16 protein-coding genes and 1 pseudogene are annotated in these 24,291 nt (G+C 71.3%); 10 read left to right on the top strand and 7 right to left on the bottom strand.

What is annotated here, in order from left to right; all coding sequences use genetic code 11:
- Positions 1 to 3: 3 nt before the first annotated feature.
- Both N8I87_RS16615 and N8I87_RS16610 read left to right on the top strand, forming a co-directional pair.
- Positions 4 to 2,779, top strand: a pseudogene (locus N8I87_RS16615) (SUKH-4 family immunity protein).
- Positions 2,780 to 2,984: 205 nt separating this feature from the next.
- The gene (locus N8I87_RS16610; protein ID WP_263209604.1) at positions 2,985 to 3,872 is read left to right on the top strand and encodes a cellulose-binding protein; all 888 of its coding nucleotides are present in this window, start codon (positions 2,985 to 2,987) and stop codon (positions 3,870 to 3,872) included.
- A 43-nt stretch (positions 3,873 to 3,915) separates the two neighbouring features.
- Here the strand turns inward: N8I87_RS16610 and N8I87_RS16605 are convergent, their stop codons facing one another.
- From N8I87_RS16605 to N8I87_RS16595, 3 genes are all read right to left on the bottom strand, one after another.
- Positions 3,916 to 5,535, bottom strand: a complete 1,620-nt coding sequence (locus tag N8I87_RS16605) for a sodium/solute symporter (RefSeq protein WP_263209602.1) — start codon at positions 5,533 to 5,535, stop codon at positions 3,916 to 3,918.
- Between the two features lie 3 nt (positions 5,536 to 5,538).
- Entirely contained in the window at positions 5,539 to 6,084 is a 546-nt protein-coding gene (locus N8I87_RS44360; RefSeq protein WP_411577237.1) for a DUF485 domain-containing protein, read from the bottom strand.
- Between the two features lie 197 nt (positions 6,085 to 6,281).
- A complete protein-coding gene (locus N8I87_RS16595; protein ID WP_263209600.1) occupies positions 6,282 to 7,775 on the bottom strand; it encodes an MFS transporter in 1,494 nt (497 codons plus the stop codon).
- Between the two features lie 435 nt (positions 7,776 to 8,210).
- Here N8I87_RS16595 and N8I87_RS16590 point away from each other — a divergent pair, with 435 nt between their 5' ends.
- Together N8I87_RS16590 and N8I87_RS16585 are read left to right on the top strand one after the other, a co-directional pair.
- Positions 8,211 to 8,999: an ABC transporter ATP-binding protein gene (locus N8I87_RS16590; RefSeq protein WP_263209598.1), complete on the top strand. Its 789-nt coding sequence runs from the start codon at positions 8,211 to 8,213 to the stop codon at positions 8,997 to 8,999.
- Positions 8,996 to 11,572, top strand: a complete 2,577-nt coding sequence (locus N8I87_RS16585; RefSeq protein ID WP_263209596.1) for an ABC transporter permease — start codon at positions 8,996 to 8,998, stop codon at positions 11,570 to 11,572. Before N8I87_RS16590 ends, N8I87_RS16585 begins: the two co-directional genes overlap by 4 nt.
- A gap of 142 nt (positions 11,573 to 11,714) precedes the next feature.
- On the opposite strand, the gene N8I87_RS16580 is transcribed toward N8I87_RS16585, so the two are convergent.
- The gene (locus N8I87_RS16580; RefSeq protein ID WP_263209594.1) at positions 11,715 to 12,146 is read right to left on the bottom strand and encodes a phospholipase; all 432 of its coding nucleotides are present in this window, start codon (positions 12,144 to 12,146) and stop codon (positions 11,715 to 11,717) included.
- A 418-nt stretch (positions 12,147 to 12,564) separates the two neighbouring features.
- On the opposite strand from N8I87_RS16580, the gene N8I87_RS16575 reads away from it, so the two are divergent.
- From N8I87_RS16575 to N8I87_RS16560, 4 genes are all read left to right on the top strand, one after another.
- The gene (locus N8I87_RS16575) at positions 12,565 to 12,975 is read left to right on the top strand and encodes a helix-turn-helix domain-containing protein (RefSeq protein ID WP_317633469.1); all 411 of its coding nucleotides are present in this window, start codon (positions 12,565 to 12,567) and stop codon (positions 12,973 to 12,975) included.
- 68 nt (positions 12,976 to 13,043) lie between these two features.
- Positions 13,044 to 16,577 carry a transcription-repair coupling factor gene (gene mfd / locus N8I87_RS16570; RefSeq protein WP_263209592.1) on the top strand — a complete coding sequence of 1,178 codons (3,534 nt, stop codon included), beginning with the start codon at positions 13,044 to 13,046 and terminating at the stop codon, positions 16,575 to 16,577.
- A gap of 126 nt (positions 16,578 to 16,703) precedes the next feature.
- Positions 16,704 to 17,417, top strand: a complete 714-nt coding sequence (locus N8I87_RS16565) for an HNH endonuclease family protein (protein WP_411577377.1) — start codon at positions 16,704 to 16,706, stop codon at positions 17,415 to 17,417.
- A gap of 73 nt (positions 17,418 to 17,490) precedes the next feature.
- On the top strand, positions 17,491 to 18,243 hold the full coding sequence (locus N8I87_RS16560) for a GNAT family N-acetyltransferase (RefSeq protein WP_263209588.1): 753 nt from the start codon (positions 17,491 to 17,493) through the stop codon (positions 18,241 to 18,243).
- 42 nt (positions 18,244 to 18,285) lie between these two features.
- Here N8I87_RS16560 and N8I87_RS16555 read toward each other — a convergent pair whose 3' ends face one another.
- The 3 genes from N8I87_RS16555 to N8I87_RS16545 form a co-directional block, all read right to left on the bottom strand.
- Positions 18,286 to 18,975 carry a hypothetical protein gene (locus N8I87_RS16555; RefSeq protein ID WP_263209586.1) on the bottom strand — a complete coding sequence of 230 codons (690 nt, stop codon included), beginning with the start codon at positions 18,973 to 18,975 and terminating at the stop codon, positions 18,286 to 18,288.
- 83 nt (positions 18,976 to 19,058) lie between these two features.
- The gene (locus N8I87_RS16550) at positions 19,059 to 19,808 is read right to left on the bottom strand and encodes a hypothetical protein (RefSeq protein ID WP_263209585.1); all 750 of its coding nucleotides are present in this window, start codon (positions 19,806 to 19,808) and stop codon (positions 19,059 to 19,061) included.
- A 156-nt stretch (positions 19,809 to 19,964) separates the two neighbouring features.
- Positions 19,965 to 20,675, bottom strand: a complete 711-nt coding sequence (locus N8I87_RS16545) for an Rv1352/Rv1906c domain-containing protein (protein ID WP_263209583.1) — start codon at positions 20,673 to 20,675, stop codon at positions 19,965 to 19,967.
- 151 nt (positions 20,676 to 20,826) lie between these two features.
- Between N8I87_RS16545 and N8I87_RS16540 the strand changes: the two genes are divergently transcribed.
- Positions 20,827 to 23,373: an N-6 DNA methylase gene (locus N8I87_RS16540; RefSeq protein ID WP_411577236.1), complete on the top strand. Its 2,547-nt coding sequence runs from the start codon at positions 20,827 to 20,829 to the stop codon at positions 23,371 to 23,373.
- Positions 23,374 to 23,627: 254 nt separating this feature from the next.
- On the top strand, positions 23,628 to 24,266 hold the full coding sequence (locus tag N8I87_RS16535; protein ID WP_263209579.1) for a hypothetical protein: 639 nt from the start codon (positions 23,628 to 23,630) through the stop codon (positions 24,264 to 24,266).
- Positions 24,267 to 24,291: the final 25 nt, after the last annotated feature.

Here is a 24,291-nt window from a genome sequence, read left to right as displayed (position 1 = left end):
GCGATGGTGACGTTCGCGCAGGCGCAGGAGCGCGCGGAAGAGTGGATCAACGGGGACGTTCCGGCGTATCAGCACCGTGAGGTGCGGGTGCGGGAGTTCGACCTCGGTTTTGTGGTGTGGGGCGAGGACCGTGCGGAGGGGCCGCGTTCGGACGCGGGTGCGCAGCGGCTCGTCATCGCGCGGGACAGCGGTGAGGCGACACTGTGGCCGGCGCTGCCGGTGGGTGAGGTGATCCGCCGGTACGAGGAGGAGTACGGCCGTGCGGACGAGGTCGAGGACGCGGTGCCGGCGCCCGCGGCCCGCGTGGATCTGAACCAGACGTCGTTCCTGCTGAGCCCGCCGGAATGGTTGCAGGAGGCGGCGGACAAGCTGGGGATCCCGGATCGGCGCTCGTCGGACGGTGAGCTTCCCCAGACGCAGGCCGGGGTGCCCACGGCCGCGGCCGCGGAGCCCTCTGCCGCGCCGCCTGCCGCGGCGACTCCCGCGCCGGGGACTCCGGTCGGTTCCGGGGGCAGTGGTGCGGGGTGGCCGGCCGCGGGTGGTGCCGAGCCGGGTGACGGGGCGCACGGTGTGCCTGCCGGTGCGACGCCCTGGGCCGGTACGGACACCAACGCGGACGCCGGTGAGGACCGCTCCGTGCCGCTGCCCGCGACGGTGTTCGCGCCGCCGCTGAGCGACTCCGGTGACGGAGCCACGCCGCCGGACGCCAAGACGGCGCTGATGTCGGGTGGCAGCCATCTGCCGCCGACGGCGGTCACTCCGGCGCTCGGCGATCAGGGTGTGCCCGGCGCGCCGCAGGGCAGCACGCCGCCTCCGCCTCCGTACGGCTATCCGCAGGGGCAGGCGGCTCCGGGTACGCCCCCTGCGGGTGCCGCGCCGCCGGCCGCGCCCACGTACGGCTACCCCCAGGGTCCCGGCGCTCCCGCCGGCCGGGCACTCCGCCTCCGGGCGGCCCCGGGTACGGCTACCCGCAGACGCCGGGCGGTGTGCCGGAGGCGCCTCGTCCCCCGGCCGGTCCGGGGCGTCCGCTGGCGCCCAACGCCAGTGACATCGCGGACGCAGCGACCAGCAAGGCCGCGCCGCCGCCGCGTCGGCCGCGGGGCCCGGTGGGCGCGCCGCCTCCGCCGCCGGGTGTTCCGGGTGCGCCGGGCGCGCGGCCGGGGAGCACGCCTCCGCCGCCGCCCGCCCCGGGTGCTCCGGGCGCGTCGGCGGGTGGGTATGTGCCGACCCAGCTCATGTCGCCGCTCGGTCCCGAAGGGCCGGAGGGTCCGGCCGGACCGGGTGCGCCGGGCGCGCCGACTCCGCCGGGTGCCCCCAACCCGCCCGGTGCGCCGGGCGGCACGCCTCCCGGCAATGTGCATCACGCGGCCACGGTGCTGGCCGACCCGTCCCAGATGGGCGGGGGCACGGGCGGGGGCGCGCCGCAGCCGCCCGGCGCCCCGGGCATTCCGGGTGTGCCCGGCGCACCGGTTCCGCCAGGCGCTCCCGGAGCCCCCGGTATGCCTCCGGCGGGCCCCGGCGCTCCCCAGCCTCCGGGCGCTGCGGGGGCGCGCGAGAGGCCGTACATCACGCGGAGACCGTGCTGGCCGCGCCCCCGGTGGCCGGCCCCGGCGCGCCCCCGCCGCCGCAGGCCCCCGGCGTGCCCGGGATGCCGGGCGCTCCCGGCGTGCCCCCGGGCGCCCCGCAGCCGATGCCACCGCACGGCGCGATGCCGCCGCCTGGACAGCCGGTGCCGGGCCAGCCCATGCCGGGTCAGCCCGTGCCCGGGCAGCAGCCTCCTGCGTACGGCTATCCGCCGCAGGGGCAGCCGACGGTCGGCCCGGGGTATCAGGCCGTGCTGCGCTACCGCGCCCAGGACGGTTCCGAGCAGCAGCTGATCCGGCGTTCGGCGCCGGGTACGCCGCACCCGGAGTGGCAGATCTTCCACGAGCTGCGCGCCATGAACGTGCCGCCGGACCAGGTGCTGGAGCTGCACACGGAGCTGGAGTCGTGTGCGCTGCCGGGTGCCTACTGCGCGCGGATGATCCGGGAGCAGTGGCCGCAGGCGCGGATCACGAGCATCGCGCCGTACGGCACCGACCACGCGAGCCGCCAGCAGGGCATGCAGCAACTGCTGGCGCACCAGGGTGAGTTGCACCAGGTGGCGGACGGGCCCGCGCGGCCGGCGCCGGTGCGGATGCCGGTGCCGCAGGTGCCGCCGGCGCAGCCGGTCCCGCCGGAGGCGATCGCTCAGGAGCTGGCGGCTGCGTTCGGGCCGGGGGTGTTCCGGTTCGAGCAGGCGGCGGTGTCGCGGCAGGGTGTGCCGCCGGTCGTGGCGCACACGCTGGTGGCGGCCGGACTGCCGCTGGACATGGGCCCGTTCTTCTGGGCGCAGGCCCAGCCGGGCCGTCCGGTGCCGACGCTGGCGGAGCTGGCGCAGGAGCGGGGCGTGCAGCCGGCTCCGGACGCGGGCTCGTACCTGGTCATGGGCACCGACTTCGGCAAGGCGATCTGTGTGCAGTACGGCACGGCGAACATCGTCGCGGTCCCCGTGGAGGCGGGGCCGGGCGGTGCTCCCGTACCGGCGCAGTTCGTGAACAGCGGGCTGCCGGAGTTCGCGCGCTGTCTGGCGCTGCTGGGCCGGATGTGGCGGCTGAGGTTCGGTCTGAACCAGGAGCAGGCGGGCCGCTGGACCGTCGACTTCCAGGCGCAGCTCGCCTCGCTCGACCCGGCCGCGCTGGGTTCGCCGGAGAGCTGGTGGTCGGTGCTGCTGGAGCAGATGTGGGACGGGCTGCTGTGACCCGTATCCGGCGTAACTGACGCATCGTCAAGGGCAGGGCCCGGTCGTACGAAGTCGTACGGCCGGGCCCTGCCCTTTTCAGGTGGTGTGTCGTCATGTTCGTTGCTTATGCCTGGAGTGTCGCGTTATAAACACTTGCGCCTGTTCCATAAAGATGTGCGCACCATCGTCGGTGCGTGTGGGGCGGGTGGAGAGGGGTTCCACGGTGAGCAGCGCTTCGGAGTCGCCGTACCGCTTCGCGACCGCCCGGGGGCGCGGCTACCGCCCCGAGCAGGTCGACGTGTACGCGTCGGCACTCTCCCGGGACCGCGACGCCGCGTGGGAGCGGGCCGCACGGCTCACCGTGCTCGCCAAGGACATGGGGGCGGAGGCGGAACGGCTGCGCGAGAGGGTCGCGCGGCTCGCGCCGCAGACGTACGAGACGCTCGGGGAGCGCGCACGGCGCGTGTTCCAGCTCGCGGCGGAAGAAGCGGCGGATGTGCGGGAGGGCGCGCGGCGCGAGGCACGGGAACATCTCGCCGAGGCGGAGGCGCACGCCCTGGAGGTGCGCCGCACGGCGCAGGAACAGGCGGACGCGCTGCGTGCGGAGGCCGAGGAACGCTCCCGGCAGCGGCTCCTCGCGGCCCGCGCCGAGGCGGACAACCTGCGTATCGGCGCCCGGCGCGAGGTGAAGGAGGGGCGCAGCGAGGCGCTCGCCGCGTTGCGGGAGGTGCGGCAGCGCACCGAGGCGATGCTCGCCGGGCAGGCCGGGGAGCACGCCGAACGGTGGGCCGAGGCCGACCGGGAGGCCGTAGAACTGGCCGCCGCGCTCGAGAAGCGGCACGTCGAGCAGTTGGCCCGGGCCGAGGCCGCGCTGGCCGAGGCGAAACGGGAGTTCGGGGAGGCGGAGGCGGCGGCACGGCGGTGCCAGGAGGAGGCACACGCGCGTGCCGCCGATCTCGTTGCCGCGGCGCGGGTGCGGGAGGACCGGATCGCGCGGGAGACGGAGCGGATGCTGCGCGAGCACGGGGAACGGTGGGACGACGTGCAGGCACACATGGATCACATGCGCGACAGCCTGACGTCGCTGACCGGGCAGGCCGCGCTCGAGTGAGCCCGGTGCGGCCCGGTTCCCCCGCGCCTCGCCCCGTTGTGCCTCAACTCCCCCTGCGTACGGCCCCCGCCAGGATCCACCCCTCCACCGCCTCGTACTGCCGCCGTTGCTCCTCCGCCTTGCTCCGGCCGGAGGCCATCGTGCCCAGCCAGCCGAAGAGGAAGCCCGCCGGGATCGAGACGATGCCCGTCGTCGTGAACGGGAACCAGTTGAAGTCGGCCTCGGGGAAGGCCGAGATCGGTGAGCCGGAGACCAGGTTGGTGCCCGGCATCAGCAGCAGCACGGCGAGGGAGCCGCCGATCAGGGTGCAGATCAGGCCGGTTCGGGTGTAGCGGCGCCAGAAGAGGCTGTAGACGAGGGCGGGGGCGATGGCGGAGGCGCCGAGGCAGAAGGAGAGGGTCACCAGGGGCTGCAGGCTGCGGTGCTGGACCAGGGTGGCCAGCAGGATGGTCGGGGCGCCGATCGCCAGGGCCGAGAAGCGGGCCAGGGTCATCTCGCGGCGGGCCGACATCTCCCGTACCCGGCCCGAGAACACGTCGTGGGCCAGGGAGTTGGCGCAGGCCAGGATCATTCCGGCGACGGAGGCCAGGAGGGTCAGGAAGATCGCCGTGGTGACCGTGGTGAACAGGAAGGTCTCGGCGCTCGACACGTCCGGTCCGAAGGCCGCCCTGGAGCCCAGCAGATACGCCGTGTTGCCCTGAGGGTCGGCCTGGGCGATCGTCGTACGGCCGATCAGGGCCGTCGCGCCGAGGCCGACGACCGTGATGACCAGGACGAACACGGCCACGCTGGACACCGCCCAGGACATCGAGCGGCGTACCTGACGGGCGCTGGAGGCGGTGTACATGCGCATGGTGATGTGCGGCAGGCAGGCGCCGCCCACGACGATCGTCAGCTCGGACGTGATCATGTCCAGTCGGGGGCTGGTCCCGCCCGTGAACTGGAGCCCCGAGTGCAGGAAGGCGTCCCCGGCCCCGCTCTGCCGGGCCGCGGCGTCGAACAGGGCGCCGGGGTCCCAGGCGAAGCGGTGCAGGATCAGCAGGGCGACCAGGGTGCCCGAGCCGAGGAGCATCACGATCTTCACGATCTGGATGAGGGCGGTGCCCTTCATGCCGCCGATCGCCGCGTAGCTGATCATCAGCGCGCCCAGTCCGATGACGCAGCCCGTCTTCAGTGACTCGCTGGTGAAACCGAGGATGAAGGCCAGCAGTTGTCCGGTGCCGGCGAGTTGCACCAGCATCAGCGGCAGCAGTGCCGCGATGGTCACCGCGCAGGCCGTGACGCGGACGCAGCGTCCGGGCATGCGGCGGGCGAGCGCGTCGCCCATGGTGAACCGGCCCGCGTTGCGCAGGGGTTCGGCCAGCAGGAACATCATCAGCATCAGCGACAGGGTGGTGCTCAGCGCGAGCACGATGCCGTCGTATCCGCACAGGGCGATCACTCCGCCCGTGCCGAGCACGGTGGCCGCGGAGATGTAGTCGCCCGCGATCGCCAGGCCGTTGCGCATGGGGGACAGGGAGCCGTAGCCGGTGTAGAACTCGTCGAGGTCGTCACGGTCGGGGCCGGTCATCACGCACAGCAGGAGCGTGATGGTGGCCACGGCGGAGAACGCGACCAGGGACATCGTCTGCGCCGAATCGCTGAATCCCGTGAACCCGGTCATGGTTCACGCCCCCCGCCTGGCGTCCAGCTCCGCCTGCTTGCGGATGCGGTCCGCGATCGGGTCGACACGGCGGCGCGCGGTGTGTTCGTACAGCGCGATCGCCAGCCAGGTGACGGGGAGTTGGAGGAGCGCGAGGAGCAGTCCGGTGGGGATGCCGTCGGTGAATGTGCTGCTCATGACGTCCGGGGCGAACGCCGACAGGACGAGGAAGAGCGTGAAGTAGCCGAGGGCGGTGAGGGTGGCGGTGCGCCGCTGCCAGCGGTAGGCGGTGCGCAGGACCCGCAGGTCGCTGTGGTGGCCGAGGGGGGTGCGGTGGGGCCGGGGGCGGGGCCTGGGCAGTTCGGTGGGCAGCGGCTGCCACGGGTAGGTGAGATGCGGCGGGGCGGGTGGGTACGGGGAGGAGGCGGAGGGATACGGGGATGGTGGGGGTGGATACGGGGACGGGGCGGAGGGATACGGGGACGGGGAGGGGTACGAAGACGGGACGGATGGATACGGGGACGGGGAGGGGTACGAAGACGGGACGGATGGATACGGGTCGTGGGACATCCCGTGCTCCTTGCCGGCTCGGGTCCGTGGCGGCGGACCGCAGGGAGATTGGGGGTTGCGAGCCACGCACGCTACTCGCAGGCTCCGGGGTGCGCGACGTTTTCACCAAACTGGACGGTCGGTATGCGCTTACTACGCAAAAAGGCTCCTGACCTCGGGTGTTACCCGCGTTAACTCAGATTTTTTCTGTCTCTCCGTCAGTCTTTCCGCACGGGGAAGCGCCGCGGCGCCAGGAACAGCAGCACCAGAAACGCCAGTCCCGCGGCGCACGCGGCCCCCAGATACACCGCGTGCACCGCGTCGGCGATCGCATGCCGCGTGGCCTGCGGCGCCGTACCCGCGTCGAGCCCCCGCGTCACCGAGTCCAGGTCGCCCGTGCCGCCCAGCCGCGCGGCCAGCACCCCGTTGGCGACCGCGCCGAACACGGCGGCGCCGACGGTCTGCCCGGTCTGCCGGCAGAAGAGCACCGACGCCGTGGTCGTACCGCGCTCCGCCCACCCCACCGTCGACTGGACCCCCACGATGAGCGGCAGCTGGAACAGCCCCAGCGCGCCGCCCAGCAGCAGCATCAGCAGCGTCGGCTGCCAGGCCGCTCCCGGGTACGGCAGGAACGGGAACGCGAACAGGATCAGCGCGGCCGTGCCGATGCCGAGCATCGCGGTGTCGCGGAAGCCGATCCGCCGGTACACGTGCTGGCTGAGCGCGGCCGACACCGGCCAGCTGAGCGTCCACACGGACAGCACGAATCCGGCGGCCACGGGGGTGAGCCCGAGCACCGACTGCGCGTACGTGGGCAGGAAGACCGCCGGCGCCACCATCAGCAGACCCAGCGCGCCCAGCGCCAGATTGACCGCCGCGATCGTACGGCGCCGCCACACCCACCCGGGGATGATCGGCTCCGCCGCCCGCCGCTCCACCCACACCACCACGCCGACCAGAGCGAGCCCCGTGGCGAACAGGGCGAGCGACGGCGCGGACAGCCACGGCCAGGCGACCCCGCCCTGCACCAGCGCGGTGAGCAGCACCCCGCCGCACGCGAAGACCGCCAGCGCGCCCGCCCAGTCGACGCGCGCGGACACGGGGCGCTCGCGCTCCGGCTCGTGCAGATGACGGACGACCAGCCAGAGCGCGGCGCCGCCTATGGGCAGATTGACGAGGAAGATCCAGCGCCAGTCCGCGTACGCCGCCAGCACCCCGCCGATCCCCGGTCCCGCGACCGCCGACACCGCCCACACCGTGGACAGCTTGGACTGGATCTTCGGGCGTTCCTCCAGCGGATACAGATCGGCGGCCAGGGTCTGCACCGTGCCCTGCAGCGCCCCGCCGCCCAGGCCCTGCACGATGCGGAACGCGATCAGCGCGCCCATGTTCCACGCGGCCGCGCACAGCAGCGACCCCAGCAGGAACACGGCCGCGCCCGCCACCAGGACGGGCTGGCGGCCGAAGGTGTCGGAGATCTTGCCGTAGACGGGCAGGGTGACCGTGACGGCGAGCAGATAGCCGGAGAACAGCCAGGAGAAGACGGAGAACCCGCCGAGGTCGGCGACGATCTGCGGTACGGCCGTGGAGACCACGGTGGAGTCGAGCGCGGCCAGTGCCATCGCGAGCATCAGGGCCGCGACGACCGCGCCCCGCCGGGCGGGCACGGTGCGCTCGGCGCTGTCCCGAGCCGCCGGTCTCGTACCGCCCACCCGGATCCCCTCCCCGTTCTCTCCTGTTGTGTTCCCCGTGCAACTATCCGACCCGGGACAGCTTCCCACTTGACCATGACGCGACGGGAGGGTGGAGGCTGAGTGGGCTGCCGGGCGGACCCGACCCCTACAGGAACTCCACCCGACGGTGGACGGCCCCTAGGGGTCTCTCCTCACTACGGCTCGGGGAGGGTTCGTACCGCCGGAGGAGGAACGGCCCCCCGGTCGTCCTTAACCTGGCTTTACGCCGCCGGGGGGCGGTTGTCCGAACCGCCAGGGGTGGGGTTTTCCCCCGCACAAGACGGGGCTTCGCACCAGCGCGCCGCACCCCAGCCGGCCACGAGACTCATCCACGTACCGCCTCGACGCATCACCGCGAACGACCGGCGGCGCACCTCGCGCCGCCCATCCGCTCACCGACATAGGAGACTTACCGTGACATCGGCTGTGACCATTCCCAGGCACGGGGGCACTGGAGGGCCTACGGCCGTTGCCGCGCGGGCCCGGCAGGTCGTCAAGGCGTACGGGTCGGGGGAGACCCGTGTCGTCGCGCTCGACCACGTCGACGTGGACATCGCCCGCGGCCAGTTCACCGCGATCATGGGCCCCTCGGGGTCCGGCAAGTCCACCCTGATGCACTGCCTCGCCGGACTCGACACCGTGACGAGCGGCCAGATCTATCTGGACGAGACCGAGATCACCGGCCTGAAGGACAAGAAGCTCACGCAGCTGCGCCGGGACCGGATCGGGTTCATCTTCCAGGCGTTCAACCTGCTGCCGACGCTGAACGCGCTGGAGAACATCACCCTGCCCATGGACATAGCCGGCCGCAAGCCGGACAAGGCCTGGCTGGACCGGGTCGTGGAGACCGTGGGCCTGGCCGGACGGCTCAAGCACCGGCCGACCCAGCTCTCCGGCGGCCAGCAGCAGCGCGTCGCCGTGGCCCGCGCCCTGGCCGCCCGCCCGGAGATCATCTTCGGTGACGAGCCGACCGGAAACCTCGACTCGCGCGCGGGCGCCGAGGTGCTGGGCTTCCTGCGCCGCTCGGTGGACGAGCTGGGCCAGACCATCGTGATGGTCACCCACGACCCGGTGGCTGCCTCCTACGCGGACCGGGTGCTCTACCTCGCCGACGGCCGGATCGTCGACGAGATGTACCAGCCGACGGCCGACCAGGTCCTGGACCGCATGAAGGACTTCGACGCCCGGGGCCGTACGTCATGACCGTCCTGAAGACCTCGATGCGCAACTTCTTCGCGCACAAGGGACGCATGGCGCTGTCGGCGATCGCGGTGCTGCTGTCGGTGGCGTTCGTGTGCGGCACGCTGGTGTTCACCGACACCATGAACACGACGTTCGACAAGCTGTTCCAGGCGACGGCCTCGGACGTCACGGTCACCGCCAAGGACGCGTCCGACACGGGCGAGACCACCTCCCGAACCGGCAGGCCGCCGGTCATGCCTGCCTCCGTGCTCGGCGAGGTCCGCAGAGCCCAGGGCGTCACGAAGGCCGAGGGCACGGTGTTCTCGACCTCGGTGACCGTCGTCGACCACGACCTGGACAAGCTCTCGCCCAAGAGCGGCGCGCCGACCATCGTCGGCAGCTGGAACACCAACGACGCCCGCACCATGAAGATCACCAAGGGTGCGGCGCCCAAGGGCCCCGCCCAGGTCATGGTCGACGCGGACACCGCCGACAAGCACCACCTCAAGCTCGGCGACGAGATCGGCGTGATCACCGTGATCGGCACGCACCACGCGCGCGTGTCCGGCATCGCCACCTTCACCGTCACCAACCCCGGCGCGGCGATCTTCTACCTGGACACGAAGACCGCCCAGCAGAACCTGGTCGGTCGCACCGGCGTGTACACCAACGTCAACGTCACCGCCGCCAAGGGCGTCACCGACGCGCAGCTGAAGAAGAACGTCAGCGCCGAACTCGGTCACCGCTACAAGGTGCAGACCGCCAAGGAGGTCGCCGCCGCCAACCAGAAGGACGTCAAGTCGTTCCTGGACGTCATGAAGTACGCGATGCTCGGCTTCGCCGGAATCGCCTTCCTCGTCGGCATCTTCCTGATCGTCAACACCTTCTCGATGCTGGTCGCCCAGCGCACCCGCGAGATCGGCCTGATGCGCGCCATCGGCTCCTCCCGCAAGCAGGTCAACCGTTCCGTGCTCGTCGAGGCCCTGCTGCTCGGCGCCATCGGGTCCGCCCTCGGTGTCGGCGCGGGGGTCGGCATCGCGGTCGGCCTGATGAAGCTCATGGGCACCATGGGCATGCATCTGTCCACCGACGATCTGACCGTCGCCTGGACCACTCCGGCCCTCGGCCTGCTCCTCGGCGTGGTCGTCACCGTCCTGGCGGCCTATCTGCCGGCCCGGCGCGCCGGCAAGATCTCCCCGATGGCGGCGCTGCGCGAGGCGGGCGCCCCGGCCGACGCCAGGGCAGGTGTCGTACGGGCCCTGATCGGCCTGGTGCTGACCGGTGCCGGCGGCTGGAGCCTGCACGTGGCCGCCACCGCCGACCAGGCCAAGGACGGCTCGGCGTGGCTGGGCCTGGGCGTGGTGCTGACCCTGATCGGGTTTGTCGCAATCGGCCCCCTGCTCGCCGCCGGCCTGGTACGCGTCCTCGGCGCGGTCATGCTGCGGATCTTCGGTCCGGTCGGCCGGATGGCCGAGCGCAACGCGCTGCGCAACCCGCGCCGCACCGGCGCCACCGGCGCGGCGCTGATGATCGGCCTGGCCCTGGTGGCCTGCCTGTCGGTCGTGGGCTCCTCGATGGTGGCCTCGGCCAGCGACGAGTTGGACAAGTCGGTCGGCGCCGACTTCATCATCGAGGCGAGCGGCGGCAGCAAGCCCCTCACGCCGGCCGCGGTGAAGGCCGTCCGGGACACTCCCGGCCTCGCCCAAGTCTCCCGCCTCAAGGAGGTGCCCGCCGAGCTGACCCTGCCGAATGGCACCGCTCACCGGCAGAAACTGTTCGCGACCGACCCCGCCTATCCGCAGGACGTGCGCCGCACGACCCTCTCGGGCCACCTGTCCGCCGTCTACGGGCGCGACGCGATGTCCGTCGGCTCGGACTTCGCCCACGAGAACGGCGTCAAGGTCGGCGACACCCTGAAGGTCGCCTTCGACGGGGGACGCACGGCCCGGCTCCGGGTCGCCGCCGTGACCTCGGACGACACCTCGATCGACAAGGGGAAGATGTACACCGCCGTCACCACGGTCGCCAGGTACATGCCCGCGGACCGGATGCCGTTGGACATCGGGGTGCTCGCCGGGCACAGCGGTGACGAGCATCAGGTCTACGCCGCGCTCAAGAAGGCGGTGGCCGCGGACCCGTCGGTGACGGTCATGGACCGGTCCGACTACAAGAAGGACCTGCGCAAGCAGATCGGGCAGCTGCTCAACCTGGTGTACGGCCTGCTCGCTCTCGCGATCGTGGTCGCGGTCCTGGGCGTGGTGAACACCCTGGCACTGTCGGTGGTGGAGCGGACCCGGGAGATCGGCCTCATGCGGGCCCTCGGCCTCTCCCGGCGCCAGATGCGCCGCATGATCAGGCTGGAGTCGGTGGTCATCGCCGTGTTCGGTGCGCTGCTGGGGCTCGGCCTGGGCATGGGCTGGGGCGCGACCGCGCAGAAGCTCCTCGCTCTGGAGGGCATGAAGGCCCTGGAGATCCCCTGGCCGACGATCACCGGGGTCTTCATCGGCTCGGCCTTCGTGGGCCTGCTCGCGGCCCTGGTGCCGGCGTTCCGGGCGGCGCGGATGAACGTGCTGAACGCCATCGCGACGGACTAGGCGACCACGGCGGGGACACAGGGGAACGGGGGAACGGGGGAACGGGGGAACGGGGGAACGGCGGGGCACGGAGATCGACTCCGTGCCCCGCCGTCCATGTGCTCGCCACCGGTCACGGCCGACGGCGGTGGATCCCGGTGGATCAGCCGGCGGCGCTGACCGCGCCGTAGTACACCCTCGCCTGCTTGCGGCAGGCCTGCTTCAGCTTCGCGCGCATCTCGGGCGTGTAGGGGTCGATCCAGGGACGGTAGTTGCAGGCGGTGTACATGTCGTCGAGGAGCGCCGCGTCCACGCGCTTCTTGTGGTGGTCCTTCTTGAACCAGTAGTTGCCGATGAGCGACTTGTAGTTGCGGTAGCCGAAGTCGTGGCGCCAGCAGGCCATGTGGAAGTCGTAGCCGCCGGCCATCGTGTCCGGAGCGTGGGTGCAGTAATCGGTGTTCCAGTTGAACTTGTACTTGTCGATCGACTGCTTGTGCTGTTTGTGGTCGTTCATCGCCACGTACCACCTCCCGAACGAGCCTTGATCGGCCAGGGTGAGGTTCTTCAGCTTGGCGAGCTTCTGCGCTTTGGACACGGCGGCGGTTACCGCGTGAGTGGAATTTCCGGTCGACGCTGCCGAATCCGCCAGAGCGGGCGCTGCGCCAGTGGCGAGGAGGGTGCCCGAAAGGGCGATTCCGGTCAGTGTGGCACGCAACTTGGTCAAGGCTGCTTTCCCTTTCCGATCGAGGTGGCGGCAACGATGGCATGTCCGCGCCACGGGAGCAATTGACTTCCTGTCGATCGGCCCGTCGAGAAATTCGGAATATATCGCTCCGGGTTGTCTGAGCTGCCCATACGTGTCGGCCGGGCGTCTTTATACCAGTCTCGCTATACATCGGGGCGGGCTGGCCCGGGGCGTCGGTCGACAGGGGTGAGGGAAAGCTCAGATCTTGCTCAAGTGGGCGTTGGTCGAAGTCGCACTTCGGCTACTCTCCGGGCGTACGTATATTCGTATGTTCCGAGGTTCGTCGGTCTCGAGCGATCCGGGAGTGAAGGTGCGTCATCAACGGGGGATGGCTTTGGACTGCGCCGAGCGCAGGAGAATTCCTGACGAAAGACTGGAAGAAACCCTGGGGCGAGCCGTGCGTGAATGGCGCGGAAGAACCGGAATGACACAGACCCGGCTCGCGGAACTCTCCGGTCTGACCCAGGGGGCGATTTCCCGGCTGGAGCACGGAAAATGCATGCCGACATTTCCCTTGCTGGAACGGATCGCGCGGGCCTTCGGCTCGCCCCTGCTCGTCACGGTCGAACCGGGCCGCGGCGTGACCGTCACCTTCACCGGCAGCGGTGACACCGTCTGGGGGCACCCGTCGGGCGGGCTGAGAGGTCCGGGCGCGCCACCGGCGCCCGCGGCGTCGTAGGCTGGCAACCCCGGCCCGTGCGACGTGTCGGGCTGTTTGCGTTGCCCCTCCCTGGGATGGAAGCCCTCATGAGCCTGCACGGTCTGCTCGACGCCGTCGTCAAGGACGCCGCCCTCGCGGAAGCGATCAAGGCGGCCGAGGACGGCAACCGGACGCACGTCGACCTGGTCGGCCCCCCGGCAGCCCGCCCCTTCGCCATCGCCGCCCTGGCCCGCGAGGCCGCCCGCACGGTGCTGGCCGTGACGGCGACGGGACGTGAGGCCGAGGACCTGGCCGCCGCCCTGCGCTCACTGCTGCCCGCCGAGGGCGTCGTCGAGTACCCCTCCTGGGAGACCCTTCCGCACGAGCGGCTCAGCCCCCGCAGCGACACCGTCGGCCGCCGCCTCGCCGTACTGCGCCGCCTCGCCCACCCCAGGCCCGACGACCCCGAGACCGGCCCGGTCTCCGTCGTCGTGGCGCCCGTACGATCCGTGCTCCAGCCGCAGGTCAAGGGCCTCGGCGACCTGGAACCGGTGGCCCTGAAGACCGGGCAGACCGCCGACCTGAACGAGATCGTCGAAGCCCTCGCGGCCGCCGCGTACTCCCGTGTCGAGCTGGTCGAGAAGCGCGGCGAGTTCGCCGTACGCGGCGGCATCCTCGACGTGTTCCCGCCCACCGAGGAGCACCCCCTGCGCATCGAGTTCTGGGGCGACGACGTCGAGGAGATCCGCTACTTCAAGGTCGCCGACCAGCGCTCCCTGGAGGTCGCCGAGCACGGTCTGTGGGCGCCGCCCTGCCGTGAGCTCCTGCTGACGGAGGACGTCCGTGCACGCGCGCGTGCCCTCGCCGAACAGCACCCCGAGCTGGGCGAACTGCTCGGCAGGATCGCCGAGGGCATCGCGGTCGAGGGCATGGAGTCGCTGGCCCCGGTCCTGGTCGACGACATGGAGCTGCTCCTCGACGTACTGCCCGAGGGCGCGATGGCCGTCGTGTGCGACCCGGAGCGGGTACGCACGCGTGCCGCGGATCTGGTCGCCACGAGCCAGGAGTTCCTGCAGGCCTCCTGGGCGGCCACCGCTGGCGGCGGCGAGGCGCCCATCGACGTCGGCGCGGCCTCCCTGTGGTCCATCGCCGACGTCCGCGACCGCGCGCGCGAGCTCGACATGATGTGGTGGTCGGTGTCGCCGTTCGCCGCCGACGAGGAACTGGACGCTGACACCCTCAAGCTCGGTATGCACGCGCCAGAGACCTACCGCGGCGACACCGCGCGCGCCCTCGCCGACACCAAGGGCTGGCTCGCCGACGGCTGGCACACGGTCTTCGTGACCGAGGGCCACGGCCCCGCGGCCCGTACGGTCGAGGTGCTCGGCGGCGAGGGCATCGCCGCCCGCCTCGACGCGGACCTCGCCGAGCTCACCCCCTCGGTCGTCCACGTCTCCTGCGGCTCGATCGACTACGGCTTCGTCGACCCGGCGCTCAAGCTGGCCGTCCTGACCGAGACCGACCTCTCCGGCCAGAAGGCGGCCGGCAAGGACGGCGCCCGGATGCCGGCCCGCCGCCGCAAGACCATCGACCCGCTCACCCTGGAGGCGGGCGACTACATCGTCCACGAGCAGCACGGCGTCGGCCGCTACATCGAGATGGTGCAGCGCACCGTCCAGGGCGCCACCCGCGAGTACCTCGTCGTCGAGTACGCCCCCGCCAAGCGCGGCCAGCCCGGCGACCGCCTCTACATCCCCACCGACCAGCTGGAACAGATCACCAAGTACGTAGGCGGCGAGGCACCCACCCTGCACCGCCTGGGCGGCGCCGACTGGACGAAGACGAAGGCACGCGCGAAGAAGGCCGTCAAGGAGATCGCGGCCGACCTCATCAGGCTGTACAGCGCTCGCATGGCGGCGCCCGGCCACACCTTCGGTCCGGACACCCCTTGGCAGCGCGAGCTGGAGGACGCCTTCCCGTACGCGGAGACGCCCGACCAGCTGACGACGATCGCCGAGGTCAAGGAGGACATGGAGAAGTCGGTCCCGATGGACCGTCTGATCTGCGGCGACGTCGGCTACGGCAAGACGGAGATCGCGGTCCGCGCGGCCTTCAAGGCGGTGCAGGACGGCAAGCAGGTGGCGGTCCTGGTCCCCACCACTCTGCTGGTGCAGCAGCACTTCGGGACGTTCGGCGAGCGCTACTCCCAATTCCCGGTCAACGTAAGGGCGTTGTCGCGCTTCCAGACGGACACCGAGGCGAAGGCGGTCCTGGAGGGGCTGCGGGAGGGCTCGGTGGACGTCGTCATCGGCACCCACCGCCTGTTCTCCTCGGAGACGAAGTTCAAGGACCTCGGCCTGGTCATCGTCGACGAGGAGCAGCGCTTCGGCGTCGAGCACAAGGAGCAGCTGAAGAAGCTGCGCGCGAACGTCGACGTACTGACGATGTCCGCGACCCCGATCCCCAGGACCCTGGAGATGGCGGTGACGGGCATCCGCGAGATGTCGACGATCACGACACCCCCGGAGGAGCGCCACCCGGTCCTGACCTTCGTCGGGCCGTACGAGGAGAAGCAGATCGGCGCGGCCATCCGCCGTGAACTGCTGCGCGAGGGCCAGGTCTTCTACATCCACAACCGGGTCGAGTCGATCGACCGCGCGGCCGCCCGGCTGCGCGAGATCGTCCCCGAGGCGCGCATCGCCACCGCCCACGGCCAGATGTCGGAGTCCACGCTGGAGCAGGTCGTCGTCGACTTCTGGGAGAAGAAGTCCGACGTCCTGGTGTCGACCACGATCGTCGAGTCCGGTATCGACATCTCCAACGCCAACACCCTGATCGTCGAGCGCGGCGACACCTTCGGCCTCTCGCAGCTGCACCAGCTGCGTGGCCGCGTCGGCCGGGGCCGCGAACGCGGCTACGCCTACTTCCTCTACCCGCCGGAGAAGCCCCTGACCGAGACCGCCCACGAGCGGCTCGCGACCATCGCCCAGCACACCGAGATGGGCGCGGGCATGTACGTGGCGATGAAGGACCTGGAGATCCGAGGTGCCGGAAACCTCCTGGGCGGCGAACAGTCCGGACATATCGCGGGCGTCGGCTTCGACCTGTACGTGCGCATGGTCGGCGAGGCGGTCGCGGACTACCGGCGGCAGCTGGAGACCGGCGAGATCGAGGAGGAGCCGCCGCTCGAGGTCAAGATCGAGCTGCCCGTCGACGCGCACGTCCCGCACGACTACGCCCCCGGCGAGCGGCTCCGCCTCCAGGCGTACCGGGCCATCGCCTCGGCCAACACCGAGGAGGACATCAAGGCCGTACGGGAGGAACTCGTCGACCGCTACGGCAAGTTGCCCGAGCCGGTGGAGAACCTGCTCCTGGTGGCGGGCCTGCGCATGCTCGCGCGCGCGTGCGGCGTCGGCGAGATCGTGCTGCAGGGCACCAACATCCGGTTCGCGCCCGTGGACCTGCGGGAGTCGCAGGAGCTGCGGGTCAAGCGGCTGTACCCGGGCACGGTCATCAAGCCGGCGGTGCACCAGGTGCTGGTCCCGCGCCCGAAGACCGCGAAGGTCGGCGGAAAGCCGCTGGTCGGACGGGAGTTGCTGGGCTGGGTCGGGGAGTTCTTGGCATCGATCCTGGGTTCGTGACCGCTCCCGCTCCCCTCGGTCCCCGTCCACCCATCCCCCCGCAACCTCCCGACGGCTACCGTGGGCTCAGGACCGGTCCGCCTGCGTGGAGGCGGTACCGGGGAGGCAAGGGGAGGGCGCGCAGTGATGCGTCTGAGGGGCGGGGCAGTCACCGCTGTCGTCATGATGTTCGCCGTGGCCGGCTGCACGGCAGAGCGGACCGGGGGGTCTTCAGGACCCGAACGCTCGGGCGGCGGGGGCGCCGCCCTGGCCGCCGCGGACTCGCTGACCGTCAAGGGACGCGCGCCGAAGACCGGTTACTCCCGTGCCAGATTCGGCACGGCCTGGGCGGACACCGACTCCAACTCCTGCGACACCCGGGACGACATCCTCAAACGCGACCTGAAGGACGTGAAGTTCACCGGGGGCACCTGCAAGGTCTCCTCCGGCCTGCTGGACCCCGACCCCTACTCCGGCAAGGACGTCACCTACCGGCGCGGCCGCAGCCAGGTCGACATCGACCATGTCGTCGCCCTCTCGGACGCCTGGCGGAAGGGCGCCAAGTACTGGGACCCCAGCAAGCGCATAGCCCTGGCCAACGACCCGCTCAACCTCCTGGCCGTCGACGCGAGCACCAACCGCGGCAAGGGCGACGGCGACACGGCCACCTGGCTTCCGCCCGACCACTCCTACCGCTGTGCCTATGTCGCCGCCCAGGTGGCGGTGAAGAAGAAGTACGGCCTGTGGGTGACCGCCGCCGAGAAGACGGCGATGAAGAAGGTCCTCACGACCTGCCCGGACCAGACCCTCCCTTCGGGAGGCAACCCGACGAAGGCACCGGAGCGGTTCCGGGCGCACTGAGGGAGGGTGGGAGAGGGCCCGGGGGACGTAAAACCGTTTCCCGGCCGTCGGCCCACCGCATACCGTCGCCCACATGGACGTGAAGGTAACGAGCCTCGCCGAGCAGCCCGGCAAGTTGGAGCAGGTTCTCGGTATGACCGACACCTGGCTGGAGTTCACCACCAACGACCCGGTGGGCAACGCCTACTACGGCCGTATTCCGATCGAGCTGCCGGAGTATGTGCTGTTCGCCGAGGACGAGCGGGGCGAAGTCGTCGCGCACGGCTACAGCGTGCCCTTCGCTCTCGGTGCCGAGGGCCGCGGCACCCTGCCCGCCCGCGGCTGGGACCAGGTGCTCGGCTGGGCCTTCGCCGATCTGCGCCGCGGCACCCGCCCCGACACGGTCAGTGCCATCTCCATCGCCGTGGCCCCGCACGTCCAGGGGACCGGTCTGTCCGGCCGGATGCTCTCCGCGATGCGCGACAACGCCCGCGCGCACGGCTTCAGCGAGGTCGTCGCCCCGGTCCGCCCCAGCGCCAAGCACCTCGAGCCCCGCACTCCCATCGAGGAGTACGCGTACCGGGTGCGCCCGGACGGTCTGCCGTACGACCCGTGGCTGCGCGTCCACGCCCGGGCCGGCGCCACCATCGACTCCGTCGCCCCGGCGTCCATGACGGTGGCCGCCTCGCTGGAGGAATGGCGCCGTTGGACCGGGCTGCCCTTCGACACCGAGGGCGACATCGACGTACCCGGCGCACTGGTCCCGGTCCGTTGCGAACCGGAGCGCGGATACGCCGTGTACGTCGAGCCCAACGTGTGGATGCGGCACCGTTGGGCCTTGTCGTAGGCCAGCTACGGGAGTTGTCGGTCGTCGACGGTGTGCCGCGCGTCAGTCATGCCATGCCGTCGGGGGCGGGCCGAACGCGCGACGACCGGCCCGCACAGCCAAAGTGGCCATGGCGGCGTTGGCGCCACCACCGATCACAGCGCCGATACCGAACGGTGCCACTCGACCGAGAACGATGATTCCCTGCTTCGTCCCGTACTTCGTGACGAAGTTCTTCCCCAGGATCTTGTTGATCTGACGCAACGTCTCGACCGGTACCTTGGCGACGACCTGACGTCCCCAGTGCTGCCCCGTCCGCTCGGCGACCTTGGTGATGGTGGTGGAGCCGGACCCGCCGAGCATGATTCCCATCACGATCGTTCGGCGGCGCTCGATCTCGTCGATGGCCACTCCGTGGATTTCCGCGATCGAGAGCGCGAAGAGGGCGGTCAGCTCAAGAGACGACAGAGCCGCGCCCGCAGACAGTGCCAGTGCCACCCCCGTACCGACGCCGGGCGCGGCCGCGGTTCCTCCGACCGCGGCGCCCGTCCCGGTCAAGGCGCTGACGTACATCCGCTCCAGATTGCGGATCACCTGTGCCGGTGTCGCCTCTGGGTTCCGCTGGCGGGCCCGGGCGATGTTCTTGCGCACCAGCGGGCTCTGGCCGCCGATTGCCTTGTCCAGGAGGTCGAGGACTCGCTGCCCACGTATGTCTTGTGCCGGAACCGGTTCTTCATGGGCATCCGTTGCCATGCCGCGCGAACTCCTTAGGTCGTCATGTCCCGACCGAGTCTCCCACCCGGCCGGCCGAAGTGGGGGGGGCGTCGTATGCCGGTTCAGCCGCCCAGCGCGTCCAGGTCGAGGATCTTGCCGGCGGGCTTCTTCGCCGGTACCGGCTGGTTGTAGTCGTCGAGGGTGAGGTGGACCGGGTCCTTGGCGGACGTGCTGTCGATCTTCAGCAGATACGGCTTGCCCTCGGTGGCGACGTACAGCGTGTACTGGTCCTTGCCGTCCTTCTCGTGCAGGACGATCGCCGGCGTACCGTCGACGGTGGTCGTCCTGCCTCGGGTGGCGTCCGAGTTGACGTCCGCGGCGCCGCCGAGCACGGTGTCCAGGTCGCAGAAGCTCGCGATGTCCTTGGCGTCCTGGCCCTTCACGGCCATCTTGGTCCACTTACCGGCCAGCATCGCCACGGCCGCGTCGGTGTCGGCCTTGGACTCGCCCTTGCTCTGGGCGCGCAGGAACGCCTCGTCGTACTTCATGTAGACGGTGTCCCCGGTCTTGATCAGGTCGGCCTTGCCCTGACCGCCCATGCTCATGGTGCCGGCGCATTCGCCCTTCTTGTTCAGGGCCATGTCGAGCTGGATGGTGCCGTTGCTCTCGTCGTCGGCGACATCACCCTTGAGCCGTAGCGACGAGGCCCCGGTGGTGGCCTTCAGCGCCCGGTCGGCGATCTCACCGCCGGTGAGCCCGGCGAACGGACCCTTCGGCTTGCTGTCCGCCTTGTCCTGCCCCGGCAGACAGCCGGAGAGCCCCGCGGTGGCCGCGGCGGCGAGGCAGAGGGCGGCAAGTGCGGTGCGACGCATGGGAGTTCCTTGGTGAGTGTGGTGAGCGGTGTTGGTGTGTGGTGTCGGCGAGTGGTTCGACCGGTGGAGCGGGGAGTCCCCGGTGCCGTACGGCGACAATGACGGCGTACGGCACCGATGGCGCGGCCTCGGCCGGGCGGCCGGGGGCCGGCCGGGTCAGGCCTTCTTCTTCCAGTCGCCGCACCCGGCGGTCTTGAAGTAGGCGTCGGAGGAGCTGATGGTGACGACGGCGGTGCCGGTCACGTTGTTGTTCGCGATGATCGAGTCGAGACCGTGCTCGGCGTCCTTGGTGCGCTCCCAGTAGCAGGAGTCGTCGGCGTTGCCGGAGGACTTGTACGTTCCGGGGGCGATGTCGGTGCCGACCTTGAACATGCCGCCGTCGCCGTCCATCGTCGAGGCGCGTGAACCCTTCGCCTTCGGGTCGACGGCCTCCCAGTCCGCGCAGCCGCTGGACTTGAACAGCTTGTCGGTGGGCTTGATGGTGACGTAGCTGGTTCCGCTGACGTTGTCGTTGGCCAGCAGCGAGTCCATCTCGCCCGAGGCGTCCTTGGCGCGCTCCCAGTAGCACATGTCGTCGGTGTTGCCGCTGGTGCGGTAGGTGCCGGGCTTGACGTCCGAACCGACCTCGAAGTCGCCGTCCCCGTCGAACGCGGCCTTCTTCTTCGTGGCCGCCTCCGACTTCTTCGTGGCCGCCTCCGATCTGCCCGAATCCTTCTTCCCGCCGGTGTTGTGCTCGGCGGACGTCGAAGAGCCCTTGTCGCTGCTGTCGGATCCGCCGCCGCCCTTGCCGCCGGCGTTCGCCGACACGGCACCGATGACGACGATCCCCACGACGGCGCCCAGCGCGACCTTGCCCTTCATGCCCATGGCTGTCCCCTCCCCGAGACGGTGACCGCCTCCCTCCGGCGGCCACTCGTTCGCTGGGTCAATAAGAGCAGAGTCTGTGAACCGAGTCAACAAGGTTCACGCGAGGAGGTTCGTACACGCGCGTGAATGGGTGGATCACATGTTCGCCGGTATGCTCGGTGTCACACACGGGACGAGGGGAGCGGGGCGGGTGCAGGACCACGCGACAGAAGTGACCGCCGCCGGAATCGCACGGCTGGCGGGCGTCGGCCGCGCCGCCGTCAGCAACTGGCGCCGCCGGCATGCCGACTTCCCCAAACCGGTCGGCGGCACCGAGGCCAGCCCGTCCTTCGCCCTCGCCGAGGTCGAGGCCTGGCTGCGCAAGCAGGGCAAGCTCGCCGAGGTCCCCCTGCGCGAACGCGTCTGGCAGCAACTCGCCGGCCACCCGGAGGGCCCGGTCACCGCCCTGGTGCACGCGGGCTGCGCCCTGCTGCTCATCCATGACCGCCCGACCGACTGGCTGGAGATCAGCGCCGGATCCGACGAGCGACTGGCCGCGATGCTGCCCGCCGCGCTGGAGCAGGTGATCGCGCCGCGGTTCGGATTGGCGGGTGGTCGCCGTGTTCACAGCTGGCAGGCCGCGGGCGGCGCGGCGGCTGTGAACACTCCGGCTGGTGTGAACAGGTCCGGGGTGGCTCACGGCTCGGGGGCTGCTCACGCTCCGGGAGCTGTGAACACGCGTGCCGCGGCAGACGCCCCTCACGATGCGAACGCCGTGAACGCCCCGGCCCAGGTGCACACCCCGCCGTCGGGCAACGTCTCGGCCGCGGTTCACACCCCTCCGGCCGCCACAGCCCCGGCCGGTGTGAACACTCCACCCGCCGTGAACACCACACCAGCCGTCACAGCCGCGGTCGGCGTGAACACCACACCAGCCGTCACAGCCGCGGCCGGCGTGAACACCGCACCGGCCGTGAACGCGGCATCGGCCGTCACGGCCCCATCGGCCGTCACGGCCCCGGCCGATGCGAGCACCGCCACGGCCGTGAACACGGCACCCGCCGTTAACACCGCACCCGCCGTGAACGGCACCCCCGCCGTTCACACCCCCACCGCCTCCCAACTCCTCCCCTCCGTCCTCCTCCTGCGCGGCGCCGCCGAGCTGGCGGCCGAGACGGGGGCTCGGCAGACTTTCGAGTTCCTGCTGGGGCGGCACTTGGACGCCAACCCGCGCCAGTACACGCTCACCCCCGCCGAGCTCGCCCGGCTCATGGCCGACCTCGCCGGCCCCGCCCGCACCGTGCTCGACCCCGCCTGCGGCACCGGTGCCCTGCTGCGTGCCGTCGACGCCCGCCCCGGCCAGGAGCTGTACGCCCAGGACAGCGCGCCCGACCTCGCCGCGCTCACCGCGCTCCGGCTCGCGCTGCACGCCCGGGCCACCGTGCGCGGTGCCGCCGGTGACACCCTGCGCGGTGACGCGTACCCGGAGCTGCACGCCGACGCCGTCCTGTGCCACCCGCCGTTCAACGAGCGCAACTGGGGGCATGACGAACTCGCCTACGACCCCCGCTGGGAGTACGGCTTCCCGGCGCGCACCGAGTCCGAGCTCGCCTGGGTCCAGCACGCGCTCGCCCGGCTGAAGGACGGCGGCACCGCCGTGCTGCTCATGCCGCCCGCCGCCGCCTCCCGCCGTTCCGGCCGGCGTATCCGTGCCGACCTGCTGCGGCGCGGTGCGCTGCGGGCCGTCGTCGCGCTGCCGGTGGGTGCGGCGCCGCCGTACAACATCCCGCTGCACGTCTGGGTGCTGCGCCGACCGGAGAAGGCGCCCGCGCAGCCCGAGGTGCTGCTCGCCGACACCGGGCAGTTCGCCACTGAGGGGCGTGGCGGGCCGGACTGGCGCGCGGTGCGGGACGCCGTCCTCGACGCCTGGCGCGCCTTCGAACGTGCCGGGCGGCTGGACGAGCGTCCGGGGCTGGCCCGTTCGGTACCCGTGATCGAGCTTCTCGACGACGACGTGGACCTCGCCCCCGCCCGACACCTCCCGCCGCCCGCCGCGGCCGACGGCGCGGAGCAGCTCACGGCCGTGCGCGAGCGGCTCGGCGAGACCCTGAGCCTGACCACCGCCCTCACCCCGCCGCCCGCCGACTCCGCGCGGCCCGTGCGCTGGACGCTCACCACGATCGGTGAACTCGCGCGCGGGGGCGCCCTGGTGATGCGTACCGGCGGCAACGGCGGCCACGCGCGCGTGCCCGTCCTCACCGACCACGACGTCCTCGCCGGAACCTCGCCCTCTGGGACGCTCCCCGAGAGCGACGAGGAGGCCGTGCTCACCGAGCCGGGCGATGTCGTCGTGCCGGTGCTCGGCGGCGGCTCGGTGGCGCGCGTGATCGACGAGGAGACGGGGGGCTCCGCCCTGGGGCGCAACCTCGCGCTCCTGCGCCCCGATCCCACCGCGCTCGACCCGTGGTTCCTCGCCGGCTTCCTGCGCGGTACCGCCAACAACCGCCAGGCCAGCAGCTATGCGTCCACCGCCACACGCCTCGATGTGCGCCGCCTCCAGCTGCCGCGGCTCCCGCTCGACGAACAGCGCCGCTACGGCGCGCGCTTCCGCGCCCTGGACGAGTTCGAGCGGGCGCTCAGGCACGCGGGCCGACTCGGGGAGCAGCTCGTGCGCGGGATGTACGACGGCCTGACGGACGGCACGGTGGCGCCGGAGTGACCCGGCGGTCGTCGGAGTGACCCGGTGGGGGCGCCGTGTCCCGCGCTCCCGCCCGGAACGTCCGGCTCCGCGTGTCCCTGTCCGTACCTGCGGTGTCGTGGGAAGTGACCGGCACGACAACGGTTCGATACAACCCGGGCCGCTTGTCCGTGTCGGGCCATATGCTCGAAGGGACAAGGGCATGACCGGTGTTGTCCGCGCAGCGGGCGGCACCGGACCGACACGTGCGCACAATTCGGGCAACAGGAGCAACCATGCAGGGCCACGGCTACGCACAGCCGCTGAAGCGGCCGCCGGACACCGCGGTGCTGATCTTCCTGCGTGTGCTGTTCGTGGTGATCGGGTTCACCTGTATCGGCTTCGCGTCCTGGGCGATGATGTTGCGCCTGGCCATCGTGACCCGCAAGTCGCTGGACTGGGGCCTGTTCGTGGCGGTACTGGCGGCCGACGTCCTCAGCATCGTGCTGCTGGGCAGCGAACCCGGCGACGAGATCCACACCGCCGGCGGCTATTTCGGCATCTCCCTGCTGCTGGGCACCCTCGTCGCGGCGACGGCGTACTACCTCGCGGCCGACATACGGCACTTCCAGCGGCTGCGGGACGCCTATCGCGCGCAGCAGCCGATGGCGATGCCGTACGGGTACGCGGGACCGGCGTCCCCGTACACCGCGACGACCGTGCCGAGTTCGCCGGCCGCGCCGCGGTCCCCGCTCGGCCCGCACACCCCGCCCCCGATGACCCACACGCCCCCGCCCCAGCCCCCCGTGCCGGCTCCGCCGCAGCGTCCGGCGCCCGCCCGCATCGACCAGGTGCGCGCCGAGCTCGACGAGCTCAGTGACTACCTGCGCAAGCACGACGGGCATCACGAGGGCAACTACGAGGGCGGACGGTGACCGTGGCGACAGGACGTGTCGTCGC

It is taken from the genome of Streptomyces sp. HUAS 15-9, from assembly GCF_025642155.1.
Lineage (GTDB): Bacteria > Actinomycetota > Actinomycetes > Streptomycetales > Streptomycetaceae > Streptomyces.
Note: the sequence above shows the minus strand (reverse complement) of the source record. Positions and strands in the feature narration are given on the sequence as shown.

Excerpts from the sequence above, each read along its gene's own strand:
- N8I87_RS16605 (WP_263209602.1), bottom strand. The coding sequence starts at position 5,535 with ATGACCGGGTTCACGGGATTCAGCGATTCGGCGCAGACGATGTCCCTG.
- N8I87_RS44360 (WP_411577237.1), bottom strand. The coding sequence starts at position 6,084 with ATGTCCCACGACCCGTATCCATCCGTCCCGTCTTCGTACCCCTCCCCG.
- N8I87_RS16585 (WP_263209596.1), top strand. The coding sequence starts at position 8,996 with ATGACCGTCCTGAAGACCTCGATGCGCAACTTCTTCGCGCACAAGGGA.
- N8I87_RS16575 (WP_317633469.1), top strand. The coding sequence starts at position 12,565 with ATGTTCCGAGGTTCGTCGGTCTCGAGCGATCCGGGAGTGAAGGTGCGT.
- mfd (WP_263209592.1), top strand. The coding sequence starts at position 13,044 with ATGAGCCTGCACGGTCTGCTCGACGCCGTCGTCAAGGACGCCGCCCTC.
- N8I87_RS16565 (WP_411577377.1), top strand. The coding sequence starts at position 16,704 with ATGCGTCTGAGGGGCGGGGCAGTCACCGCTGTCGTCATGATGTTCGCC.
- N8I87_RS16560 (WP_263209588.1), top strand. The coding sequence starts at position 17,491 with ATGGACGTGAAGGTAACGAGCCTCGCCGAGCAGCCCGGCAAGTTGGAG.
- N8I87_RS16555 (WP_263209586.1), bottom strand. The coding sequence starts at position 18,975 with ATGGCAACGGATGCCCATGAAGAACCGGTTCCGGCACAAGACATACGT.
- N8I87_RS16550 (WP_263209585.1), bottom strand. The coding sequence starts at position 19,808 with ATGCGTCGCACCGCACTTGCCGCCCTCTGCCTCGCCGCCGCGGCCACC.
- N8I87_RS16545 (WP_263209583.1), bottom strand. The coding sequence starts at position 20,675 with ATGGGCATGAAGGGCAAGGTCGCGCTGGGCGCCGTCGTGGGGATCGTC.
- N8I87_RS16540 (WP_411577236.1), top strand. The coding sequence starts at position 20,827 with ATGCTCGGTGTCACACACGGGACGAGGGGAGCGGGGCGGGTGCAGGAC.
- N8I87_RS16535 (WP_263209579.1), top strand. The coding sequence starts at position 23,628 with ATGCAGGGCCACGGCTACGCACAGCCGCTGAAGCGGCCGCCGGACACC.